At 42.9% G+C, this 22439-nt stretch carries 22 protein-coding genes; 8 read left to right on the top strand and 14 right to left on the bottom strand.

Annotated elements, in window-relative coordinates:
• Window positions 1–56 precede the first annotated feature (56 nt).
• A complete protein-coding gene (locus NYE43_RS01305; protein WP_024120060.1) occupies window positions 57–1115 on the bottom strand; it encodes an iron-containing alcohol dehydrogenase family protein in 1059 nt (352 codons plus the stop codon).
• Window positions 1116–1639: 524 nt separating this feature from the next.
• Here NYE43_RS01305 and NYE43_RS01295 point away from each other — a divergent pair.
• Window positions 1640–3817, top strand: a complete 2178-nt coding sequence (locus NYE43_RS01295) for a glycoside hydrolase domain-containing protein (protein ID WP_101860219.1) — start codon at window positions 1640–1642, stop codon at window positions 3815–3817.
• 60 nt (window positions 3818–3877) lie between these two features.
• Window positions 3878–4306: a hypothetical protein gene (locus NYE43_RS01290; RefSeq protein ID WP_101860220.1), complete on the top strand. Its 429-nt coding sequence runs from the start codon at window positions 3878–3880 to the stop codon at window positions 4304–4306.
• Window positions 4307–4332: 26 nt separating this feature from the next.
• Here NYE43_RS01290 and NYE43_RS01285 read toward each other — a convergent pair whose 3' ends face one another.
• From NYE43_RS01285 to NYE43_RS01275, 3 genes are all read right to left on the bottom strand, one after another.
• Window positions 4333–5586, bottom strand: coding sequence for an MFS transporter (locus tag NYE43_RS01285; RefSeq protein ID WP_101860254.1), 1254 nt, complete (start codon window positions 5584–5586; stop codon window positions 4333–4335).
• A complete protein-coding gene (locus NYE43_RS01280) occupies window positions 5583–6500 on the bottom strand; it encodes a bifunctional helix-turn-helix transcriptional regulator/GNAT family N-acetyltransferase (RefSeq protein WP_101860221.1) in 918 nt (305 codons plus the stop codon). The genes NYE43_RS01285 and NYE43_RS01280 overlap by 4 nt, the downstream gene beginning before the upstream one ends.
• A 94-nt stretch (window positions 6501–6594) precedes the next feature.
• Complete coding sequence (locus NYE43_RS01275) at window positions 6595–6843, bottom strand: YbeF family protein (RefSeq protein WP_024120055.1); 249 nt, start codon at window positions 6841–6843, stop codon at window positions 6595–6597.
• Between the two features lie 282 nt (window positions 6844–7125).
• On the opposite strand from NYE43_RS01275, the gene glpT reads away from it, so the two are divergent.
• Window positions 7126–8460, top strand: a complete 1335-nt coding sequence (gene glpT / locus NYE43_RS01270; protein WP_101860222.1) for a glycerol-3-phosphate transporter — start codon at window positions 7126–7128, stop codon at window positions 8458–8460.
• Between the two features lie 98 nt (window positions 8461–8558).
• The gene (locus tag NYE43_RS01265) at window positions 8559–9440 is read left to right on the top strand and encodes a glycerophosphodiester phosphodiesterase (RefSeq protein ID WP_101860223.1); all 882 of its coding nucleotides are present in this window, start codon (window positions 8559–8561) and stop codon (window positions 9438–9440) included.
• A 41-nt stretch (window positions 9441–9481) separates the two neighbouring features.
• On the opposite strand, the gene NYE43_RS01260 is transcribed toward NYE43_RS01265, so the two are convergent.
• Entirely contained in the window at window positions 9482–11101 is a 1620-nt protein-coding gene (locus NYE43_RS01260; protein WP_024120052.1) for an APC family permease, read from the bottom strand.
• Between the two features lie 268 nt (window positions 11102–11369).
• Between NYE43_RS01260 and NYE43_RS01255 the strand changes: the two genes are divergently transcribed.
• Window positions 11370–11630, top strand: a complete 261-nt coding sequence (locus NYE43_RS01255; protein ID WP_024120051.1) for a hypothetical protein — start codon at window positions 11370–11372, stop codon at window positions 11628–11630.
• Window positions 11631–11669: 39 nt separating this feature from the next.
• Here NYE43_RS01255 and NYE43_RS01250 read toward each other — a convergent pair whose 3' ends face one another.
• On the bottom strand, window positions 11670–12923 hold the full coding sequence (locus NYE43_RS01250; RefSeq protein WP_101860224.1) for a cytochrome P450: 1254 nt from the start codon (window positions 12921–12923) through the stop codon (window positions 11670–11672).
• Window positions 12924–13082: 159 nt separating this feature from the next.
• Between NYE43_RS01250 and blaOXA the strand changes: the two genes are divergently transcribed.
• A complete protein-coding gene (gene blaOXA / locus NYE43_RS01245) occupies window positions 13083–13892 on the top strand; it encodes a class D beta-lactamase (RefSeq protein ID WP_101860225.1) in 810 nt (269 codons plus the stop codon).
• A 30-nt stretch (window positions 13893–13922) separates the two neighbouring features.
• Here the strand turns inward: blaOXA and NYE43_RS01240 are convergent, their stop codons facing one another.
• The 4 genes from NYE43_RS01240 to NYE43_RS01225 all read right to left on the bottom strand — a co-directional run bounded on the left by NYE43_RS01240 (window position 13923) and on the right by NYE43_RS01225 (window position 17411).
• Complete coding sequence (locus NYE43_RS01240; RefSeq protein WP_024120048.1) at window positions 13923–14114, bottom strand: DUF5370 family protein; 192 nt, start codon at window positions 14112–14114, stop codon at window positions 13923–13925.
• Between the two features lie 17 nt (window positions 14115–14131).
• Window positions 14132–14380 (bottom strand): sigma-G-dependent sporulation-specific acid-soluble spore protein CsgA, encoded by a 249-nt coding sequence (locus NYE43_RS01235; protein ID WP_010332841.1) that lies wholly within the window; start codon window positions 14378–14380, stop codon window positions 14132–14134.
• 111 nt (window positions 14381–14491) lie between these two features.
• Window positions 14492–15880, bottom strand: coding sequence for an amino acid permease (locus NYE43_RS01230; RefSeq protein WP_024120047.1), 1389 nt, complete (start codon window positions 15878–15880; stop codon window positions 14492–14494).
• A gap of 355 nt (window positions 15881–16235) precedes the next feature.
• The gene (locus tag NYE43_RS01225) at window positions 16236–17411 is read right to left on the bottom strand and encodes a DUF4885 domain-containing protein (protein ID WP_341060662.1); all 1176 of its coding nucleotides are present in this window, start codon (window positions 17409–17411) and stop codon (window positions 16236–16238) included.
• Between the two features lie 129 nt (window positions 17412–17540).
• Between NYE43_RS01225 and NYE43_RS01220 the strand changes: the two genes are divergently transcribed.
• Together NYE43_RS01220 and NYE43_RS01215 are read left to right on the top strand one after the other, a co-directional pair.
• Window positions 17541–18398, top strand: a complete 858-nt coding sequence (locus tag NYE43_RS01220; protein WP_341060660.1) for a hypothetical protein — start codon at window positions 17541–17543, stop codon at window positions 18396–18398.
• Between the two features lie 132 nt (window positions 18399–18530).
• Entirely contained in the window at window positions 18531–19301 is a 771-nt protein-coding gene (locus tag NYE43_RS01215; protein ID WP_341060659.1) for a serine/threonine-protein kinase, read from the top strand.
• Here the strand turns inward: NYE43_RS01215 and NYE43_RS01210 are convergent.
• The 4 genes from NYE43_RS01210 to NYE43_RS01195 are packed head-to-tail and all read right to left on the bottom strand — an operon-like array spanning window position 19286 to window position 22240.
• Window positions 19286–19549, bottom strand: a complete 264-nt coding sequence (locus NYE43_RS01210; protein ID WP_038954136.1) for a hypothetical protein — start codon at window positions 19547–19549, stop codon at window positions 19286–19288. The two genes, NYE43_RS01215 and NYE43_RS01210, sit on opposite strands and share 16 nt — an antisense overlap.
• Before the next feature lie 57 nt (window positions 19550–19606).
• A complete protein-coding gene (locus NYE43_RS01205) occupies window positions 19607–20593 on the bottom strand; it encodes a sensor histidine kinase (protein WP_213418249.1) in 987 nt (328 codons plus the stop codon).
• Window positions 20590–21261: a response regulator transcription factor gene (locus NYE43_RS01200; protein ID WP_341060656.1), complete on the bottom strand. Its 672-nt coding sequence runs from the start codon at window positions 21259–21261 to the stop codon at window positions 20590–20592. The genes NYE43_RS01205 and NYE43_RS01200 overlap by 4 nt, the downstream gene beginning before the upstream one ends.
• Window position 21262: 1 nt before the next feature.
• Window positions 21263–22240: an alpha/beta hydrolase gene (locus NYE43_RS01195; RefSeq protein ID WP_326374625.1), complete on the bottom strand. Its 978-nt coding sequence runs from the start codon at window positions 22238–22240 to the stop codon at window positions 21263–21265.
• Window positions 22241–22439 lie beyond the last annotated feature (199 nt).

The raw sequence follows: 22439 nt of genomic DNA, 5'->3' as shown, positions 1-22439 counted from the left end.
TTCAAAAAATAAATTTCGCAATAAAAAAGCTAAAATAAGAAAACCCTTATTTTAGCTTATGATTCCAATACATTAATTGCCGCCACAACATCCGCTTCACAAAAAGAACCCATCAAACATAACGATTCTTCCGGCTTGCACGCGTGAGCCGCAACAACTTTCTTCGCATGCTCTTGATTCTTATAGATGCCTAAATCACTCAGTTTCACCGGAAAGCCAAGCTGCTGATAAAACGGAATCAGCTCTTCAATTTCCTGATTTCTCTTCTCAAGCGCAAGCTGAATCAGTATGCCGTACGCCACCTTTTGTCCGTGCAGTACATGATGGGTTTCCGGGATAAAACTCAGACCGTTGTGAACCGCATGGGCACCCGCCATCCTGCCGAAGCGTCCGGCATAACCGCCTACAGTTCCTGCCAAAGTAATAATGGTTTCTGCTACAGCTGTGAAAGAAGCCGAGGCTTCCCCTCTCTCAAGGCTTTCAACAGCCTTAAGGCTTTCCTGCAGCAAAAGATCACGAATATAGACAGACTGCCTAAGCCCTGCTTCGACCATTAATGAAACAGGCTCCTTCGTATTTCTGATAATGGCTTCCGCTTCATACCACTTCGCAAGCGTGTCGCCAATTCCGCTTTTGACATATTCGATAGGAGAAGAAAGCAGCAATAACGGATCAACGAGTGTCAAATAGCTGGAACGTTTATGATAATCGACTCGGATAAAGTTGCCTTCTTGATCATAGATCACGCTCAGCGGCGTGCTTGCCGCGCAAGTTCCAGGGATTGTCGGAACAGTTATGACTTCGATATCCATATGATCTGCAACAGCTTTTGCCGTGTCTAACACTGTTCCGCCGCCAATCCCGATAATGAGATCAGCAGATGCCGCTTGTTCCGCAATCTCCCTTATTGCTTCAGGCGAGCTGTACCCTTTATGCTGAATCACTCTCCACTCTGGCGGAATCGCAGCATACTTTTGAAACGCCTCATACGACTTGATGCCCGTTACAACAACAGGATGCTTCCATTCCTTCACAAATGCCGGCAGCTCTTTTACAATTCCTTGTTTGCATATGTATTGATTCGGACCGCTTCGGACAATATCTTCTGGCTGCATCTCTCATCTCTCCTCCATTTTTTCATCAATCATCTCACTCTCTTTAAAATGGTGTCAATCCGCTTACCCGCAAACCACCCGCCAATGGCATAAGCGCTGAAAAATGGTGCAACCCCTGTAAATCCTGCCTCATAGAGCTGTTCCTCTGCTATGCGGCAACTGGATGAGTACTGACGCCTATTGAATCCTCAAATGTCTCCCAATCCTCCCTGAGAAATGCCATTGGCTAATGGCGAAACATAAGTTTAGTAGCAGGTAATGAAAACCATCTGCTTTCTCCTTTTAGCGCTTATAATTACATGATGCCGATTATCACAATCATCTCTTCTATCTTGATTCTGCAGGAAAAAATGACACGGATTGCTCTTCTGGAGGGGCGCTTACACTAGGACTCTACTTTTCAGAGCTGAAAGCGAAATGGAAAGAGGAACGGGTTTTAAAGATGCCGTATTGGCATCCTTTTTTAAACTCGTCCTACGTTTGCCACCTATAAATGAACGCGATCTAAAGAAGGAGGAATCGAAATGGATGAAATGGTTTTAATCACACAGCAGTGGCTGAATGAGACGTACAGGGGCAAACATGGGTATAACCCAGTAGAAGAAAGCGGGAAAACTGGGTGGGATACGATCTACGGTCTGACTCGGGCGCTTCAAATTGAACTAGGTATCTCAGAGCCAGCTGATAACTTCGGGCCGACAACACAGCGCTTATTTAAGCCTCTTAAACGCCAAGCTCCAGATTCAAAACCAAGCAACATGAATTTTATTTTACAGGGGGCTTTATGGTGCAAAGGCTTTAATCCCGGCGGTTTTACAGGCGTCTTTTACGAAAAAACAGAAAATGCGGTGAAGGAGTTTCAGAAAGCTGCAGGACTGACAACTCAGGACGGAATTGTCACCACCTTGATTATGAAAGCCTTATTGGACATGAGCGCTTTTAAACTAGTGTCTGGGGGCGATTCAAGAATCCGTCAGATTCAACAAAACTTAAACCGGGACTACAATGACTATATCGGTTTAATGCCTTGTGACGGACTGTATGCCCGCGATACCAACAAGGCCCTTATTTATGCTTTGCAAAAAGAAGAAGGTATGAGCACAAGTGTCGCCAATGGATTTTTCGGAAACGGCACAACAAGCTTATGCCCTACTTTAACTCCCGGTGATTCAAGAACAGGCTTTATTTTAATTGTTCAGTACGCCCTTTATTGCAACGGAAAATCATTCGACCCTGGTGAGTTTGACGGCAAATATGGCGTCGGTGTTGTTTCAGCCGTTAAAGCATTTCAAGAGTTCATGTGCCTGCCGCAAACAGGTTATGCAGACATGCCGACCATTAAAGCTTTATTATCAAGCTCAGGAGACACAACACGCGCCGCTTCAGCTTGTGACACCGCTACTATTATTACTGCAGAAAAAGCCCAAACACTGCGGAATAACGGTTATAAAACAGTTGGCAGATATTTAACCGGAAATGTGCGGACAAGCAGCGGCCTCACATCAAAAGCCCTGACATCTCAAGAACTTGCAGTTATTTTTGATGCCGGATTAAAGGTCTTTCCGATTTATCAAGACGGCGGCTATGAATCTTCTTACTTTGTAAAAGACCAAGGAACAAGAGATGCTTACAGTGCGGCATCAGCAGCTCGCAGACTAGGCTTCCCATCCGGAACGACCATTTATTTTGCTGTCGATTTTGATGCCTACGATTATGAAGTAACAGATAAAATTATTCCTTATTTCAAGGAAATCAAGTCAGCTTTTGCGAAAATGCAGACATTTTCTACTGCGCCTAAATACGAAATAGGCGTATACGGACCAAGAAATATTTGTATCCGAACCCAAGAAGCAGGACTCACAAAGTATAGTTTTGTAGCAAATATGTCAACTGGCTTCAGCGGCAATCTCGGCTATCCGATGCCAAACAACTGGGCCTTTGATCAATTTTATGAAGGAACAATCGGAAGCGGTTCTGGAAGCATCGGGATTGATAAAGACGGCTTTTCAGGAAAAGACTCTGGAGTAAGCCATGTAAATCCACCGTCTGATCCGGTATATGATGCAAGACTGCGTACACTGACAGACATTTTATCTACCATTCCAGCTTTAGAAAATCTATCAGGTCTCGCAAACGCGATGTTTGAATTTGATACGACAGAAACCATTTTCACATCACCAGAGTTGGATATTATTCTATCCACATCACTTCTGGCAACCATACCAAGTGAAGGCTCACCAAACACAATTACCATTACAAATGGTAAACCAGGTGCCTATATCACGGGTTTATTGGGCGATACCCAAACGTCTCTCACTGCGTCACAAATTGATTCTTATCAAAACCTTTTAAACAGTCTCAGCTTGTCAGTACGTAATGGTTATCTGGAGGTTTATGTAAATCCAACTGCTCAATCATTAAATATTCAATTTAAAATCTATACGCCTGATATTCCAGTAGGTGACAGTGCTACAACTGGACTTACGACTACGATTACGTTTAAAATAAAACAGAAGCACTTTAGATTACCAGATTCGGAAGAAGAAGTATACACACCAAATTGGGATACTATTGTAAACAACATGCTGCTGGTAGGTACAGGTATTATTGTAGTTGTAGGTATTGGTGCTTTAGTACTCTTAGCACCTGAGGCAGGAGCAGCGGCAGTACTGTTCGGTTCGTTATTAGCAGCTTTTAGATAGTTTTATAATCCATGAATACTCTATGAGTATTCATGGATTTATTTTCAAGGAGGATTCTACATGAAAGTTGATATGCAAACTTATAGGAAAACAGTCAAAAAAATTGAAACTGAATTGTTTCCTGTCAGAAATAATGATAATGAATTATTGACATATCTTATGAAACAAGATTCATTGACATTAAATCAAATGAAAATGTGCTTAACTGAACCTGAACTCACATTCAAGCATTCTATTAAAATCGTATTTTCCGTCACATTAATAACACTATATATATTTTTTTTCAGCACTCATTATAATGACTTAATAGCCATGTCTATACAAATGTTGTTTGCGTTAATCGGCTTGTTTTGGATTGTTGCATCTTTTGCAAATGCTAAAAGAATTCAAATCTCCCAAAACTTCAAACAAAAAGCCGAAAACACCCGCATTGTCGGTATGATCGACTTCGTATTAGAACAAAAATACAAAAAAAGCATCTCTGAATAATCCTCGCCAGAGATGCTTTTTCTCTCTTATACCTTCTCCATCACAGGCGCACTGTCACGATTCATCGCCGCAGGCTCCCTCAGCATCACGTTCATCACGCTTGCAAGCACAAGCATTCCAATCGATAAATAAAAAGCCAGCGTATACTCACCTGTTACGGTATAAATGACGCCGGGCACATACGCTCCGAGGGCAGAGCCAATTTGATGGGCAAGTGACAGCCAGCCGATCATGAGGCCGATCGAGTAATTCTGAAAGTACTGGGTGGCAAGCATTTGCGTCGGCGCTACCGTTGCAAAGTCCACCAATCCAAACAGAACCGCAAAGCCTAAAAGCAAGTAGGGTTCGTGGCTGTAAATCAGAATCACAATCGACAGCGCGCGCACCGCATATAAAAAACAGAGGATTTTCCGGCTGCTCCACCGATCCGCTATGATTCCGGACAGTAAGATACCAGCGATATTAAAACCGGCCAGCAGACTGACAGCGGCGCTCGTAACAGTCGTAGAAAAACCGTGATCATGAGAAAAGGGAATCAAATGGGTATCCATCAGCCCGACGGTCGTAAAGCCGCAGATTAAAAATGGAAGGATCAACAGCCAAAACTGCTTCATACGAAACATCGCGGTTACTGAGCCTGCTTTGGTTTTTGATCCTGTTTCTAACTCCTCCTCAGCAGTCCCGCCGATCGGCTCTTCATTTTTTTCTGAAGGATGATTTCGCAGCAATAAAAGGGCTGCCGGAAGGACAATGACCATTAACAGCAACCCCAATGCCACAACCGTCAGCTTCCAGCTAAACCAATGGATCAGCATAAGCGAGCCGGGAACCAGCAGCATTTGCCCCGCTCCAAAGCCCGCTTCCATGATTCCAAAGGCAAGGCCGCGCTTTTTGCTGAACCAATTCACCACCAGCACACTTGTTGCTACATTCGACGCTCCGCCAACTCCGAGTGACACCCCCAACCCGTAAAGCAGAAAGAGCTGCCACGGTGAAGTGATAAAACATGTCGAGAAAATGCTGATCCCGGTCAGTAACGTGCTCCATGATAAAACTGCCCGTGCGCCCCATCTGTCCACAAGCCGCCCGATCACAGGCTGGGATATCCCGTAAACAATAAAGCTCAGCGTTGAAATCAGCGAGATGGTGCCCCTATCCAGCGAAAACTCCCGCTCCCAAGGCTCGACAAACGCACCAAACGACAGGCGCACACCTTGTACGGCCAATAAAATCAAAAAGGTGATAAAAACGATGATCCAAGCATAGTGGAGTCTTTTCATGACAGCTCTAAATCCCATCGTTCTTCTGTCAGATGCTGTCCCCATAATGGCGTTTCTTCTTTCACTTCACTCAGTCTGAATCCAAATTTCTCGTAAAGCGGGCGGGCTTCAGCCATACTGCTCACTGTCCAAAGAAAAATCCGTTCAAACTTCCTCTCTCTGCTATATGTAACGAGATGCTCAAGCAGTTGCGTGCCCAGCCCTCTGCCTCGAAACGCGGCATCAACCAAGAACCATCTCAGCTGCACCGTCTTTTTATCTTGTTTGACCAATCCCACACAGCCTGCAAATTTTCCGCCGCTTTCCGCGATCCATATCTTTTCAATTTCCGCGTCAAATGTCTCATGGAGATAAGCTAAAAATGTATCATCCCAGCCATGAGTCTCTGCATAAAATTGCCTTTGCTTTTCAATGAGAAGGTGAATATCATCCGAAAGATAATAATCTCTGATTGAAATGCCTGATGACCTGGATGAGAGCGACTGAGACAATATGGCTTCAATCTCCTCCATAGCCATCGCAAGCTTGTGCTGCTCTTTGTCATCGATTTCCTTCAGCATCAGCTCAACCTGTTCATTCGCTTTCTTCTCAAGCTTTTTATAAATGGCTTCCCCCGTTTCCGTCACATATATATAATGATGGCGGGCATCAGCTTTGCTCTTCTCTTTATAAATCAAATCTTCTTTTTCAAACTGTTTCAGTATTCTGCTGACATATCCCCGGTCAAGCCCCAGCTTATCCTGAAGATCTTTCGCCGTACAATTTGACGTATTGTAAATCTCAAACAAAATCCGTGTCTCCGTTAAGGAAAACGGGCTGTCATAAATGTGTTCGTTAAGGAAGCCAAGAACATTCGTGTAAAAACGATTGAACTTTCTGAATTTTAAGCCCGTTGCTGATTCATTGGTTTTCAAACTTCTCCCCACTTTCTTATATCGTTGATTAAAGCAATTATAATCACATATAGTTGCCATAGTCAACGATATGTCAAAAAAGCGGAGGAAAATTTCATTTTCCAGATGCCTTCCTCTTCCTCAACACCATCAATGTAATATACGATAAAATCAGCGAAAACAAGCTATAGACAACGGCCCATCCCAAAAAAGATTGATTAAAAACCGTAAACGTAAGCACGAGAGAAATGATCAAACTAACTAACGGCATCATATATACATTTTTACAAACATAAGTCCCGGCGACCGATAACACAATAATTGCTAACGGTAAAATGCCGAATGCGATATCTAATTTATCCACCTGCAACAGCCTCCCCCCAGATTTTTATGTTATTTGTAAAAAAACATAACTACCAAAAGGATAACATTTACTTTTCACACAATTTAAAATTACCCGTTTACATTCACTCCAGACTATGATAATTTAAGAAAGCGCTATCACGATAAGTTAATAGCTTGGATGGAGATGAGGAGAGCCAGGAATTCCACCCCTTTTGACAAGGGGGTGTTTTCTGGCTCTTTTTGTTTTTTCAGAAGGAGGGCACGCCACACATCCAACACAAACAGCAAAGGGGATGATTTGATGTTTCACTTATTTAAACCGGCTCCGCACATTGAGAGACTGGATGATTCAAAGACGGATGCAGCTTATAAACGGCTCAGGCTGCAAGTATTCTTAGGTATTTTTATCGGCTACGCAGGCTATTACCTGCTGCGGAAAAACTTTGCTTTTGCCATTCCTTATCTGCAGGAACAAGGTTTTTCAAAAACCGAGCTTGGATTGGTGCTGGCCGCCGTATCCATTGCGTACGGCTTTAGTAAATTTATTATGGGCATGGTGTCCGACCGTTGCAACCCGAGGTATTTTCTCGCGACAGGCTTATTTTTATCTGCAATTGTTAATATTCTTTTTGTTTCTATGCCCTGGGTAACTTCGAGCGTCACCATCATGTTTATTTTTATGTTTATCAATGGATGGTTCCAAGGAATGGGCTGGCCTCCATGCGGCAGAACGATGGCCCATTGGTTTTCTATTAGTGAACGCGGCACGAAGATGTCGATTTGGAATGTCGCTCACAACATTGGCGGCGGGATTCTGGCTCCGCTTGTCACTCTTGGGATTGCTATGTTTGTCACTTGGAAAAGTGTATTTTTCTTCCCTGCCATTATTGCGATTCTGATTTCATTTTTAATTGTCCTTTTGGTGCGGGATACCCCTCAATCTTGCGGGCTTCCGCCAATTGAAGAGTACCGGAACGACTATCCAAAACACGCTTTCAAAGATCAAGAAAAAGAATTAACGACAAAAGTAATCCTTTTTCAATATGTACTTAATAATAAGTTTCTTTGGTACATCGCATTTGCAAACGTATTTGTTTACTTTGTGCGGTACGGCGTTGTGGACTGGGCGCCTACTTACTTAACAGAAGCCAAAGGGTTCTCTCCTGAAGACTCCCGGTGGTCGTATTTCCTTTACGAATACGCCGGCATACCGGGAACGATCCTGTGCGGCTGGATCAGCGACCGCTTCTTTAAGAGCCGCCGCGCACCGGCAGGCGTTCTGTTTATGGCAGGTGTTTTCATTGCCGTATTGGTGTACTGGCTGAATCCGGCCGGCCATCCGCTGGTAGACAACATCGCTCTGATCAGCATCGGCTTCTTAATCTATGGGCCTGTGATGCTCATCGGTCTGCAAGCCATTGATCTTGCTCCGAAAAAAGCAGCCGGAACTGCAGCTGGTTTGACCGGGTTTTTCGGATACATCGGCGGGTCTGCTTTCGCAAACGCGATTATGGGATTTGTCGTTGACCGATTTGATTGGAACGGCGGCTTCATCATGCTGATCTCATCTTGTATACTGGCCATCGTGTTCTTGGCTTTGACATGGAATACGGGAAAACGGGCGGAGCATGTTTAAGAAAAGATTATAAAAGATTAATATTTTTCCAACATGCCATTTACATCCGTTTTCTAACATAAAAGCTGTTACTGCTTGTTCATAAGGAGGAAGAAAAGATGAGAAAAAATAGATTACTAGCTTTGGTTCTGCTATCTTTTGGTTTGCTGTCGTTTATGGTTACACCAGTTTCAGCAGCCTCAAAAGGAAACCTGCTGTCTCCTGACCGTATCCTGACAGTCGCGCACAGAGGGGCTTCCGCATATGTGCCTGAGCACACGATCCTATCTTACGAAACCGCTCAGAAAATGAAAGCCGATTATATTGAGTTGGATTTACAGATGACAAAAGACGGGCAACTCATTGTTATGCACGATGAAAAACTGGACCGCACCACAAACGGCACGGGCTGGGTGAAGGATCATACGCTCGCGGAGATTAAGAAACTTGATGCCGGCTCTTGGTTTAATGAAGCTTACCCGGCAAAAGCGAAGCCGCAGTACGCCGGCCTTAAAGTTCCTACATTAGAAGAGGTATTAAACCGTTTTGGCAAACATGCGAACTATTACATTGAAACAAAATCGCCTGACACCTATCCAGGCATGGAGGAAAAACTGATCGCTTCCTTACAGAAGCATAAACTGCTAAGCAAGCATTCCAAGCGCGGCCAAGTGATCATCCAATCGTTCAGCAAAGAAAGCCTGTTAAAAATTCATCAATTACAGCCTAACCTGCCGACTGTTCAATTGATGGAAGCAAAGCAGATAGCTTCAATGACAGATGCTGATTTGGAGGAAATCAAAACCTACGCTGTCGGCGCAGGTCCGGATTATAAAGCGTTGAATGCAGAAAATGTCCGCATGATCCGCAGCCACGGTCTGCTTTTGCATCCTTACACAGTCAATACAGAAGCAGATATGCGCCGCCTGCTGGACTGGGGAGTGACAGGAGTGTTCACCAACTATCCTGACCTTTTCCACAAAGTAAAAAAGGGTTATTAAAAGAAAAAACCTTGCGCCCACAGCGCAAGGTTTTTCTTCATTTATTCTTTTCCCGCAGCAGCTTCTGACTGTGCGCTTACCAGCTGGCTATTAATCTCCTTCGCATCTTTCAAATACTCTGTCTTGAATCCGCTCTTCAGCGCCCACACATAGAAACCGAGCGATACAAAGGCAATCAAGGCCATATCCCAGCCATACGTAATGACGTTCAGACCGCCGAATTTGTCACTGCCCAAATAGGAAATCATCATCATGACAAGCAGGTAAAACACCATCCATATGCCACCTTTAAAGTTTTGGCCAAATCCTTTCCATTTCGCCTTGGCCTGGTAATAGAAATAAATCGGAAGTCCGATCAAAATAATAAACAGAACCTGCCCTGTTAACGGCCAGCGCGCCCAATACAGCACGAGCGACGCAAAGATAAATCCAAGCGGCGCAATCACGCTTAAGCCTTTTAATCGAAGAGGCCTGTACAAATCCTTCCCTGTCCGTCTCAATGTCATCACTGTAACCGGGCCGGTGATATAAGAAATTAACGTGGCTACAGAAATAATTTCCGCTAACACACCCCACCCCCTGAACAGGAACAAAAAGATAAACGAAACAATCAAGTTAAAAAACATCGCTTGGCGCGGAACGCCGTAAATCGGATGAAGCTTGCCAAACACGCTCGGCATGTATTTGTTCTTCTCCATTCCGTAAATCATGCGGGAAGTCGTCGCCGTATACGTAATACCTGTTCCGGAAGGTGACACAAAAGCATCCGCATATAATACGATGACAAGCCAGTTAATATTTAATGCAATCGCCAAATCAGCAAAAGGAGAATTAAAATTAAGATGGCTCCAGCCGTGAGCGATATCAGACGGATTCACCGCTCCTATGAAAGCAATCTGCAGCAGCACATAAATGACTGTTGCAACTAACAGAGAACCGACAACCGCAATCGGGATCGATTTCCCAGGATTTTTGGCTTCTCCCGCCATATTGATCGGGCTTTGAAATCCGTTAAACGCAAACACGATACCAGAAGTTGCAACCGCAGTCAGAACACTTGCCCAGCCATTCGGTGCAATGCTTTGGCCCGCTGTAAAGTTTTCTCCATGAAATCCGACAAAGAGCAAAGCGCCAATTGTCAGTCCTGGAATAATGATTTTAAAAATTGTAATTAATGAATTCGCTTTCGAAAACAAATTGACTGTCCAGTAGTTCAGCAGAAAATAAATCAGAAGCAAAACAGAAGCGAACACCAATCCTTCTCCTGTCAGCGTTCCGTTTTTCACCAAACCGCTTGTCCATTTCGCCCATTCCCATGGCCACGAACTCATATATTGAACAGAGGCTACAGCTTCAACAGGAATAACGGATACAATTGCAATCCAGTTGGCCCAGCCTGCAATAAATCCGATAAACGAACCGTGTGAATATTGCGTATATTTCACCATTCCTCCTGCCTCAGGGAACATAGAACCTAATTCACTGTAAGAAAGAGCAATAAATAAAATAACAATCATGCCGATAACCCATGAAATAATAGCAGCAGGCCCCGCAATTTGGGCAGCGCGCCACGCCCCAAATAACCAGCCTGACCCGATCATCGACCCGAGCCCGACCATCATAAGGGCAAACGTTCCCATTCTTCGATGTAACTGATTCATATCGTAAACACCTTTCATGTATGATGACATTCTGTTGCTAAGTTATATTATTATTCTGATTACTTTACTTTGTCAATATTTATCGAATGATAACTAAAATAATAAAAAATCAATGTATCTCGCCTTCCAATATAGGAATTTAGTAACTAGCTTCACCCAAAATAGAATTTACTGTAAAACAATTGATAAAATACACAGAGGTTTAGCCTTAAGCAGAACGGGAATGATACAGGAAACATTATTTTTAAAATAGAAAGGAGTTATTACCATGAAACAAAAGCTGTTACTTTCCGGTCTCGCTGTTTCAACTGTCGGCATCACTTCTTATCTATTAAAAGACCCGTCAAACCGCCAAAAGGCAAGAGAATTCATTCACAGCATGAAAATGAAGATAACAAAACAACCGGACATGGAAACGTTCCCAGTCGATAAAGCCGGTCACCCGCACCCGCATGACATTGAGGACAACAAAATGGTATCCGAAGGCTCCATGTATCCTGTTCAATACTACGATGAAAAAAAGAAGTAATCAAAAAGCTCTCTTCGAAAAGGAAGAGAGCTTTTATATTTAGCTTTTCCGTCTAATGCTGCTCATCACAAAACCGCTTTCAGGCAATGACGGCATTCTGGCAAGACTGTAATGCAGCGATTGTGTTGGCACGTCATATTCAACCTGATTCACGAGAAAATCCAGGCTCGCTTTCATCACTTCAATGGTAATCCCTTCCCCCGGACAGCGGTGGCCCTTCTCCGCGTTGCCCCCGCCTTGAGGGATGAAATCAAACGGATTGTCCTCCCGCTCTTTAAATCGCTCAGGCCGGAACTCATCAGGCTTGTCCCACATACGGGGATCATGATTCGTTCCATACACATCAAGCAGCACTGATGCACCCTTTTTAAACTCACAATCATTCCATATAAAATCTTTTTTGACAACGGCTCCTAAAAACGGTCCGAACGGATAAAATCTGCGCACCTCCTGCACAAACATTTCTCTTTCCTGACTGCCTCCAGAACGAAGCCATTCCTTATACTTCGGGTGTTCATGCAGCGCCAACGCTGAAAACGAAATAAAGTAAGCTATCGCTATAATCGGACGCAGCACATTAATGAGCTCGATGGCTGCCATGCGGGCATCAAGCCGGCTCCCATTCTCTTGCGTATAAAAAGCCATTTCATGCAGCGCTGAACCATTTTCAGTTTTCAGCCTGCCGCCGCGGACCTCTTCAATCATTTTTTCAATCCACTCTTCTGTTCGGGGTCTCGCTCTTCTTCCCTTCCAATGCCGCGGTCCCACAGCACCGAACGCGTCTACCATGTCGATGAAATCGTCCGCTCTCTCTTTCACTTCCGTTTCCTTCAGCGGAACACCCGCCCAATAGCAAGCCACCCGGCATAAGATTTCTTTTGCTTCATCAAACAACACAACCTGATCCGCCATTTCCCATCTTGTAACAGCCGCTTCCCACTGCTCTGTCATCAGCTCAGCCAGCCGTTTTTGATGGGGCGGTGTCATTAATGACAGAAAAAGCAGCTTCCGATGAATATGAGCGTCGCCATCCATTGTCTGGATTGCATTGACGCCAAACAGCGATTTCTGCACTCGTTTCGGGAGAGCACCCTGCCGCTGAAACCGTTCGGTATCATAAAATACCTTCGCAGCCTCCGCGCCGCTCATACAAATAAATGTTTTTCCAAGCAAGCGTGCCTGGAACAAATCCGAATGGTAATGCTCTTTTCTATTCTTTATAAACAAATATCCTTCCCGCATCAAAGCCACACTGTTATCGAGGCTTTTGTCATGTGGAATCTGCTCATTCATCCCGCAACCCTGCCTTCCTTTTTTACTTCTGTTTTCACGTTATCTCACGAAGATAAACCCCATTACAGTATTTGTCTCCAAGCATTTTTTCATTACTTTTAAAGGTAGAAAAGCAGAAATGGAGAAAAGATAGATGATCAAAACAAAGGGGAGATCAAAGTGAAGAAATGGATATATGCTTTTCTTGTGCTCGTCATTGCCGTGACAGGAGGTTTGTCCGTTCATGCAAAAGCGCCCGCCAATGAAACAAAAAAACACCTGAATGTCAGCCGAATGGATGTGGATAAGGAGTTCAAGGATACTGACGGAACCTTCATCCTTCATGATCTAGAAAAGGATAAGACATTTGTCTACAACAAGGAACGGGCCAACAAAAGACAAACTCCTCAATCTACCTTTAAAGTGACCAATGCCATAATCGGCTTGCAGGTAAAAGCCGTCCGGGATGAATATGATGTCAAACGCTGGGATGGCGTCAAACGCGAATTCGAATCATGGAACCGCGACCATACACTTGGCTCAGCCATGCGGGAATCTGCCATCTGGTATTACCAGGCATTAGCGAGGGACATCGGCGAGGAAAGAATGAAAACATGGCTTCATACCCTGTCATACGGAAACGAAGATATCAGCGGCGGAATCGACCAGTTTTGGCTGCAAAGCTCTCTGACAATTTCTCCGTTGGAACAAGAAGCCTTTATGGAGAAGCTTTACAAAGAGAATCTCCCGTTTGACAAAACGGTCATGAAAACGGTCAAACGCATGATGATTCAAGAAGAAGGAGATCATTATACGCTTTACGGTAAAACCGGAACCCGCCTGACAGACATGGGATTAGGATGGTTTGTCGGATTCATCAAAACAGAGCACGGCTCCTATACGTTTGTCACAAATGTTGATGACTCCGGTACAACAGCCAAAAACATCACAATTGATATTCTAAAAAAATATGGCCTGATCACTTCATAAATGAATGAGCCCTGCAAACGTACAGGGCTCTTAAATGTCATGCTCAAAGCAATAATGATTCACAAGCTCTTCAATCAAATCATGACCCGGGTAATTTCCGTTAAACTCGAATTCAATTTCTTCAACAAATTCTCCATGATGATACACGTGGATCGCCCCATTTTGCCGGACGACACTAAACTCCGGCTGAAACGTATATCCGCTTCGTTCAATCGCACCCAATTTCATTCCCGCCTTTCTCAAAGCAGTAATTCATACACCTCATTTAATTCCTTGGCCCGTTTTTGATCCTGTTCGTCTTGGGCATACTTAATTTCCTTTTCCAGCACCTGATTCAAATATGACATCTCATCGTCATCCAAATCCTTTACAAACTCCTCTTCATTGGCATAGCGCTTCGCCAGCATCTTCTTGCAAATCCGCAGACAGACTTCGTTTTCAAGATGATTTGAAAGTGATTCGCGCAAATAACCGAGTGTAACATCCATAGTATAAGCACCTTTCCTTTGCGTTCTATATCCTATAGGTTGCTGAAATGAGAAAAATCCATACGTAAAAAATGAAAAAAGAGACATCAATCAATGTCTCTTTTTCCTGTATTATTCAGCTGCTTGATTTCTTTTTGTAAGATCCGCCTGCACGCGCTTCCCAATTCCAAAAGCATAATAACTGATGACCACAAGAGCTAAGAAAATAACCCCTACAATTAAAGATATCCGAGTATCATCATTAAACCACATGCCGACAAGAACCATCAGCAAGAAAGCAATCGTCAAATAATTTGTGAAAGGTGCAAACGGCATTTTGAACGGATGTTTATCTAACGCCGCGCCCTTCGCTTTTCTGAATCCGAGGTGGCTGATCAAAATGATAAACCAAGGAATCATCCCCGGCAGCACGCTTGCGCTGTATACATAAACGAAAATCTTCGGCGGCGCAACATAGTTCAGCACAACGCCGACAGCTAATCCGATCAGCACCGCGATTGTGCCATACAGCGGCACACCATTGCGAGAAATCTTCGCAAAGAATTTCGGTGCCTGTCCATTGACACCTAATGTATAAAGCATACGTCCCGCGCTGAATATCCCGCTGTTGCAGCCTGACATCGCCGCCGTGATAACGACAAAGTTAATAATGCCAGCCGCTGCTGTAATTCCAACTTTAGAAAACGTAGACACAAACGGGCTTCCAAGTGAATTCAGCTCATCCCAAGGATATACCGTCACGATCACAAAAATAGCACCGATATAGAAAATCAAAATACGCCAAATAATGCTTTGAATCGCGTTGCGCAGCGTGTTTTGCGGGTCCTTTGCTTCTCCGGCAGTAATCCCGATCAGCTCAACCCCTTGATAAGCCGCAATAACCAGAGACAATGCAAAGAAAAATCCTGAGAAACCGCCCGCAAAGAAGCCTCCGTGAGACCACAGATTAGACAAACCGATAGCATCTCCGCCGTTGCCAAAGCCAAAGAAGATAATCCCGATTCCGGCAATAATCATTAAGATAATCGTCACGATTTTAATCATCGCAAACCAAAACTCAAACTCGCCGAACGACTTAACAGAAATTAAGTTCGCCGCACCGAGAATTGCCATAGCTACGATACCAGGTATCCAAGCAGGCAAATCCGGGAACCAATATTTCATATAAGAACCGACTGCGATAATTTCTGACATGCCGACGATAATCCACTGGAACCAGTTGCTCCACGCCGTCATATAACCAGCAAGGGGATGAATGTATTTATGGCCGAATGTTGCAAAAGAACCGGTACTCGGCTCCACATACAGCATTTCACCCATTGCACGCATGATAAAAAAGATAAAAATTCCGCAAATCGCATAAGCCAGAAGGACAGAAGGGCCAGTCCATGAAATCGTGCTGGCAGAACCCATAAATAAACCAACACCGATCGTACCGCCCAAGGCAATCATCTGAATATGACGGGCGCTCAAACCCCTCTTCAATTCTTTATTTTCCACTCCACTTCCTCCTCTTAAAAACGAATACATGTACAGCTCAACCGAAATAGGATCAAGGCCGGCCAGCCTCCAAAACGTTCTTCATTTCTTATTAAGCTACAAATATCAGAAAATTCAATCATAAAATTGTTAGATAATCTCCAAAATTACTTATTTCATCATAATAAATTTCTCTGGAAAATACAATTGTTTTTTTCAGGTAAACACTTTCATTCAATGGGTTTGATCTATCACTTTAATTAAAATCTTTTATATGAATATAATGAAATCATGACAATATTGAAAACGATGCATGATACAGCTGCTTTTAAGAGATGGGCATAAAAAAATAAGCTGTTCACGATGAACAGCTTACCTAATAATTCACGCCGGTTTGACGTTTTAATGTTTTAAGCCACTCTGTATCACCTGTCCCATAGCCCTTGCTTTGCCCCAAATCTCTCAAAGACCCATTCCTGTAGCCAATTGACAGAATGAAATCAGGGATGGCATCATACCCGATTTTCGCAATGTTACTGAGCTGTGAACCATAGTGAGATATAGCATAGGAAGCAGTTTGTTTTTGCATAGGATCATTCTCAAGTTTTTCTTTATATACCTCTAATAGATCTCGTCCGTCAGGTGTGATGTATCGGCCATCGACAACTTCTAAATCCTTCAAATGGTAGCCTGTGACTTCGTACATCTCACGAACTGCTTGGTACTTTTGATACGCCGCTTCGGAATATTGTGCTGAATCGCTGGTCTGGCTTTTCAAGATATGTAAAAACAGCTCTTTGCTGTTGTCTCCAGATTGCAGCAATCGCTCAATTTGACCGATGAGCTCCTTGTCGTCTGTTCCGCTCACCTTTACCTTATAATCGATGGGTGTAATGGTAAACGTAAGTTCTGTACCCGCCGGGATTTGAATATGGTTCCGATTCAGGAGCACTTGAAGCTGTTGGTTAACTTGGCTTCGCTGGAACACCTTTGCATTCTCGGATTCCACTTCCCCATTAAACGTAAGATTGCGAAACGCTGCATCCTGGAGGTTATAGTTTTGCGCCTTTCCTTTGAATAGCCATTCTGTTTCATTATCGTAAGCAGCCTGTCTTTCTGCAGCTGACAGATCACTTCTGAAATAAGGAGACTTCAAATTTTGATACTTATCCTTTATATAACCTAAAGGATCGGACTTCGTTTTGTTTATCGCATTCAGCCGGCTGTACTTTTCATCTAGAATTTTGATTCGGATATCGCTCTCAGATTCATAAGGATTATTGGATCGAATCACAGCTTCTTCCCCTGTGTCTTTCACTGTTCGGTCATTTGCTGATTGAAACACTTTACTGAAAGTCCCGTTGTTCCCCGCTACACTGGTTTTTGAGTAATTGAGCTGATCGATTCCCTTCTCAGAGGGCCGTGTCTCAAGCCGGCTGTATGCCTTTTCCAGCACCTCTGCAGATGTACTCCTGCCTTTATCAGCCGAAACCTTTTTTGTGATATTCTGTGCCATGAGCTGGGTGCGGATATATTGACGATTCAGACGCATTCGATTCCCTCCTGAATAATTCTCTCCTCTCTATTTATCGGCAAATCTCTTGTATATATTAACCTCTTAAAACATTTATTTACACTTGAAACTTTATTATGTATGATGGAAAAAAAAGGAGGTTTTCTCATGGCTAAAAAATGGATCATTCAATTCGCTCTCATGCTGTCAGTTCTATTTACTTGTACTTATTCTGCTTCCGCAGCCGGAATCACTGCCATTACAGGGAACAATTCATTTGATACAGCAGCCCCAATCGGATATTGGAAATATAAGAATATAGACACAACGATACTGGAAGCCGGACAAGATGAAGCCTATTTCACATTTACAGCCAATAAGGGAGAAAAAGTATACGTAAGAAGTACCTACCAGAGTGCGTACACAGGGATGAAAATCGAAATTTACGATAAGAACAGAGTACCTGTTTCGCAAGGCACAGAAGTCATTAATCCTAATACATTTTCTTCTTTTATTTATGCAAACGCCGACGCCCAAAACACCACTGATACATTCTATGTGAAAGTGTCCCGCGGCACCTATACTGGAAACATGTATTTCACACTTTCAATTGAAGACCGGATCAAATCCGGCAGCGGAACGTTCCAATTCAGCGGCGTGGCTGAAAATAAAGGAAATACAAGCCTTAGCCCCTCAGGTTCTGACTCCAGCGTCATCAAGCTTGACTTAACAAACCAATCAGGAATTCCTCGTGATGCCACTGTAACAAGAGTCCAAACAACCGCTACTCAAACACCAAGCCAGGGAAATACACGACATATCATCATGACGAGTGAAAACAGCGAATGGCGCCGTGCTCTTGTGAATAGCTCAACTTCGGGATCTTATGATATATCATTAACAGACCAACTCAGTGTGGCAAAGGTATGGAGTTTTAAATACAATACATTAGCGACTGCGAAATCAACGATGAGTAATGTAAAGGCAAAAATAGATTATCAATACGATGTCACAAAGCAGTTTTAATGTCATACTGAGCTGGCTCAGATTCCATGATCCGGCTCTTTTTTATGCTAAGCTTCCATAGAATAGACTTAGCCCAAGATGCAATTGTTTTGATAAACTATAATCAGTACAACCAAGGGAAGTGCAGCGCAAATGGCATTAAAACAGTTAAAAAAGCTATTATTTGACCGCCCACTGAAGAACGGCGTCATACTGAACAACCAATACAAAATCAAAGAATGCCTCGGCATGGGCGGCTACGGCTTGGTTTATGTGTGCACCGATATCCATACGCAAACACCGTACGTCTTAAAACAGCTCCGTCCGACAAAAGCCAAAAAACAAAAGGAAAGAGTCCGATTTCAGCAGGAAATTAGTCTGCTCAAAAGCATCAGCCACCCGCAAATCCCGGCCTTCATAGAAGACTTCATCATAGACGGACAAGCCTGCTATGTCATGCAGCTGGTCGAGGGCGATAATATAGAGGAATTGTTATTTTTTCAAAAACAGCCGTTTACAGAGCTGATGGCATTACAGCTGATGTCTCAGCTGCTGGACATTGTAGAATACCTGCATGAACGTCTCATTTTTCACACTGACATCAGAACGCCAAACATTATGATGAATCACGGTAACGTATATCTTATCGATTTCGGCCTTGCCAAACAGTTATCTCATGAAGAAGATGAGGAATTAAAGCTCAGAAAGCAGGATGACTTCTTCGATCTCGGAGAAACCCTGTTGTTCCTGCTGTACTCTCAATATAAAGGGAAAAAGAAGAAAAACGCCACTTGGCTGGAGGAATTAACGCTGACAAAAGAAGTAACCCTGCTGTTGAAAAAATTATTGGGCATTGATGAAGAGTATCAGCACACGGCTTCCATTCGCGAAGACCTGAAGCGTGCGATTCAATCAGTGACATAAAAAAACCCTTGTCCCAATGCGGAACAAGAACTTTTTTTGCGATTAACTGCTGCTGTAGCTCCGGCGTTTGTAGCGGTGGCTGCCGCCATAACGATCATAATGTCTTCTTCTGCCAGAGCTGCTGCTGTAGCTCCGGTAATGGCGGCGCCGGCTGCTGCTGTAATGCCGGTGTCTGCGATGGCGATCACTCGAGCTGCTTGAGAGGTACTTGATCGTTTTGATGATTTTTTTAAACATATGCTGTTCACCCCTTTTCTGCTTCCTATTATATATAATTGTTCGGAAGAAAGAAAAACATAGCCGGATCACTTTTTTGAAAACAAAAACGCAGTCCCATTTTCATTTGTCTGCAGCTCATAGCTAATATGAAGCAACCGGCATATATCCTCAATAATCTTCAACCCAAGCCCGTTACTATCTTGATCTCTATCAAATCCAATGCCATCATCGCGAATCGAAACAGCTCCGTTTTCTATCGTGACTTCCAGCTTTTCAGCTTTCGAATGCTTTAGCGTATTTTGAAAAATGTTATCGAATAACCTTTGGATCCATAAACTGTTGCTCATCCATATCAAACTTTGACCTGACGGCTTAAATTGCAATTCAATGCCATTGATACTGTATAAATAATCCCACTTTTTCACTGTGGTTTCTAATAGATCAGAAATATTGACTTCGTCATTTACAATATAAGAACTCTCTAACGTTTCGGCTGAGTAATGATTGAATTCATTCGTTAATTCCGCAATATATTCAATTTGCTGGTACAAAGATTCAAATGCGGTTTGATCCTGGCACTGGCTCTCCAAATAAAATAACTGCAGCCTGAGAGCTGTTAAAGGTGTATTGATATCATGCCTTAGTTTTTGCAACAGCTCCTTTTTTATTTCCTCTCTCTGTCTTAGTTCCAGTTCCCGGTACGTTGTCCGTTCAATTAACAAGTTGACCGACTTGATCAATTCGCCAATTTCATCAGCGCGTTTCACTTCTATTTTATCGGGCACCTTTTGATCACTCGCCAGATGCCGAATGGTTTGATTCAATAGATTGATTTTACGTAGCAGAGAATGGATCGATTTTGAAAATAAAAAAGCTAACAATAAAAGTGATAATAAAAATACGGCCAGCATTGCCGGATACGCAAAAGACCTGTGAAAAGGCATGCCATGATTGATCGGTTTAAACAGGCTGTCATAAATCACCGACATCAAAATGCTAACCGCCAGCAACAGTACCGGGACACTAATGACGGCCGTACATAATAACAGCTGATATTTTGTCTTTAGCTTCATTTCTTCACAACGGTATTCAGCCGATACCCTTCTCCATAGATATTTTCAATGATCTCACCCTCTACATCATTAATTTTCGCTCTGATTTTTTTAATGTGCACATTCACGATATTCGGATTTCTGTCTTCAAGCTGCCATAGATAATCAAAGAAATGTTCCTTTGTTAAAATATTGTTTCTGTTTTCATACAGATAAAAGAATATTTTCCGCTCAATCGCGGTAAACAGCACTTCATGGTGCAAACTCCCATTGAATACCTTTTTGGTGTCTGCATCAATATACAAATGTTTGATTTGCGTAAAGGTGCCATAATGATGCTCAAGCATATTTTTCATTCTCAGCAGCAGCTCTCTCGGATCAAAAGGCTTTACCATGTAATCCTCGCCAATTTTCAACCCTTGAAGCTTGCTGTCCATGTCATTGCGGGCGGACAGAAAAATAATAGGAAGGTTTAACCCTAAATCTTTAATTTTCTTAGACATTTGATACCCGTCCTCACCTGGCAGCATCACATCCATAATGACCAAATCTGCCTTCTGAATGACCGAAAGCACATCCGCTCCATCTGTTTTCCACATCACATGATATCCCTCACGCTGCAAAATCTTCTGCAGCAGATCACCAATCATGACATCGTCTTCCACGATTAAAATATTATAACCCTTCATCTTAGCGAACCTTTCTAATAAACTCCATGGAAAGTTTATATATTTGATCGGGCTGATATAAATAAATACTGTGTGTTCCCCTTAGTTCCTTTATATCGGCTGTATTAAATTGAGCCGCAAACGCTTCATAATCTTTTCGGTTTTGTATGGCATACTTTGAATTTCTATTTTGGTCAGAGACCGCATCTAAAATGAGGACGGGAGTTTCTTTTGGCGCCGGCAAATTTACTGATTTGCTGCCATTTTGGTCAGACTGTAACAGCTCATGCTCCATATCAGCATTGAAAAATTGCTTAAAATTAATGGCTTTATAGATTTCTTTTTCTTCATCAGTTAAAAATGACTGCCGAATCACCTCAGGATTGTATACTGCGGAAGGCATAAATCGATGAAAACCAATCGAGGTTAACAGATGAAACCCTCTCACTTTCAGTCTGTCAATCTCGCTCATTTTATACGTGACATACTGCTGAGGCAATCCAATATCCATCGCAACAATCGCCTTAATTTCCTCAGGATATTTCTGCGCCCAATAAATCGCTTCAATCCCGGATATGGAATGAGGCATTAAAATATAAGGAGGCTTATTCCCGCTTTGCAGAAGCGCTTTTCTCGTCTGTTCTAATATTGTATCAATATCCCTGCCATCATCATACACGTCGCTGTAGCCATAGCCTGCACGATCCACTACAGCAATCTTGTTTTCTTTTGAAAACTTGCTGTACAACCCTTTCATCTCATAAGCAGGCGCAGCAATCCCCGAACCAGACATAAACACAAACGTATCCTTCCCGCTTCCCTCTTGATACACATTCATCTTTTTACCGTCAACATCGACTAATGTGCCTTTTTCTTTAAGGAGTGCTGCTTCCTTATTTAGCTGGTAATGGTGATAGATAAAGACCGAGACGGCTGCAAGCAAAATCAAAGCACCTATGCTGCCAAAAAAGATTTTTACGACTTTCCATAACGTTTTCATATGATGCTCCTTTCCCGCGATACTGAAAGGATACGATATCAAAATAAATAACTGATTAACTTGGAACAGTTTTATTTTCATATTTGACTTTGCCCTTACGGAAAGGTGTACATTTGGAGCATAGCAGAACATTTGATGAATATACCCACTAATAAAAAAATATTTCATCATTAAAAAAACCTTCCTGCTTATAGGAAGG

The sequence above is a fragment of the Bacillus sp. FSL R5-0434 genome (assembly GCF_038004745.1).
In the GTDB taxonomy this organism is placed as follows: Bacteria; Bacillota; Bacilli; order Bacillales; family Bacillaceae; genus Bacillus; species Bacillus halotolerans.
Note: the sequence above shows the minus strand (reverse complement) of the source record. Positions and strands in the feature narration are given on the sequence as shown.

Excerpts from the sequence above, each read along its gene's own strand:
- NYE43_RS01215 (WP_341060659.1), top strand. The coding sequence starts at position 18,531 with ATGGCATTAAAACAGTTAAAAAAGCTATTATTTGACCGCCCACTGAAG.
- NYE43_RS01255 (WP_024120051.1), top strand. The coding sequence starts at position 11,370 with ATGAAACAAAAGCTGTTACTTTCCGGTCTCGCTGTTTCAACTGTCGGC.
- NYE43_RS01225 (WP_341060662.1), bottom strand. The coding sequence starts at position 17,411 with ATGCGTCTGAATCGTCAATATATCCGCACCCAGCTCATGGCACAGAAT.
- NYE43_RS01305 (WP_024120060.1), bottom strand. The coding sequence starts at position 1,115 with ATGCAGCCAGAAGATATTGTCCGAAGCGGTCCGAATCAATACATATGC.
- NYE43_RS01290 (WP_101860220.1), top strand. The coding sequence starts at position 3,878 with ATGAAAGTTGATATGCAAACTTATAGGAAAACAGTCAAAAAAATTGAA.
- NYE43_RS01260 (WP_024120052.1), bottom strand. The coding sequence starts at position 11,101 with ATGAATCAGTTACATCGAAGAATGGGAACGTTTGCCCTTATGATGGTC.
- glpT (WP_101860222.1), top strand. The coding sequence starts at position 7,126 with ATGTTTCACTTATTTAAACCGGCTCCGCACATTGAGAGACTGGATGAT.
- NYE43_RS01205 (WP_213418249.1), bottom strand. The coding sequence starts at position 20,593 with ATGAAGCTAAAGACAAAATATCAGCTGTTATTATGTACGGCCGTCATT.
- NYE43_RS01195 (WP_326374625.1), bottom strand. The coding sequence starts at position 22,240 with ATGAAAACGTTATGGAAAGTCGTAAAAATCTTTTTTGGCAGCATAGGT.
- NYE43_RS01235 (WP_010332841.1), bottom strand. The coding sequence starts at position 14,380 with ATGGATGTTACACTCGGTTATTTGCGCGAATCACTTTCAAATCATCTT.
- NYE43_RS01295 (WP_101860219.1), top strand. The coding sequence starts at position 1,640 with ATGGATGAAATGGTTTTAATCACACAGCAGTGGCTGAATGAGACGTAC.
- NYE43_RS01200 (WP_341060656.1), bottom strand. The coding sequence starts at position 21,261 with ATGAAGGGTTATAATATTTTAATCGTGGAAGACGATGTCATGATTGGT.
- NYE43_RS01285 (WP_101860254.1), bottom strand. The coding sequence starts at position 5,586 with ATGAAAAGACTCCACTATGCTTGGATCATCGTTTTTATCACCTTTTTG.
- NYE43_RS01265 (WP_101860223.1), top strand. The coding sequence starts at position 8,559 with ATGAGAAAAAATAGATTACTAGCTTTGGTTCTGCTATCTTTTGGTTTG.
- NYE43_RS01250 (WP_101860224.1), bottom strand. The coding sequence starts at position 12,923 with ATGAATGAGCAGATTCCACATGACAAAAGCCTCGATAACAGTGTGGCT.
- NYE43_RS01220 (WP_341060660.1), top strand. The coding sequence starts at position 17,541 with ATGGCTAAAAAATGGATCATTCAATTCGCTCTCATGCTGTCAGTTCTA.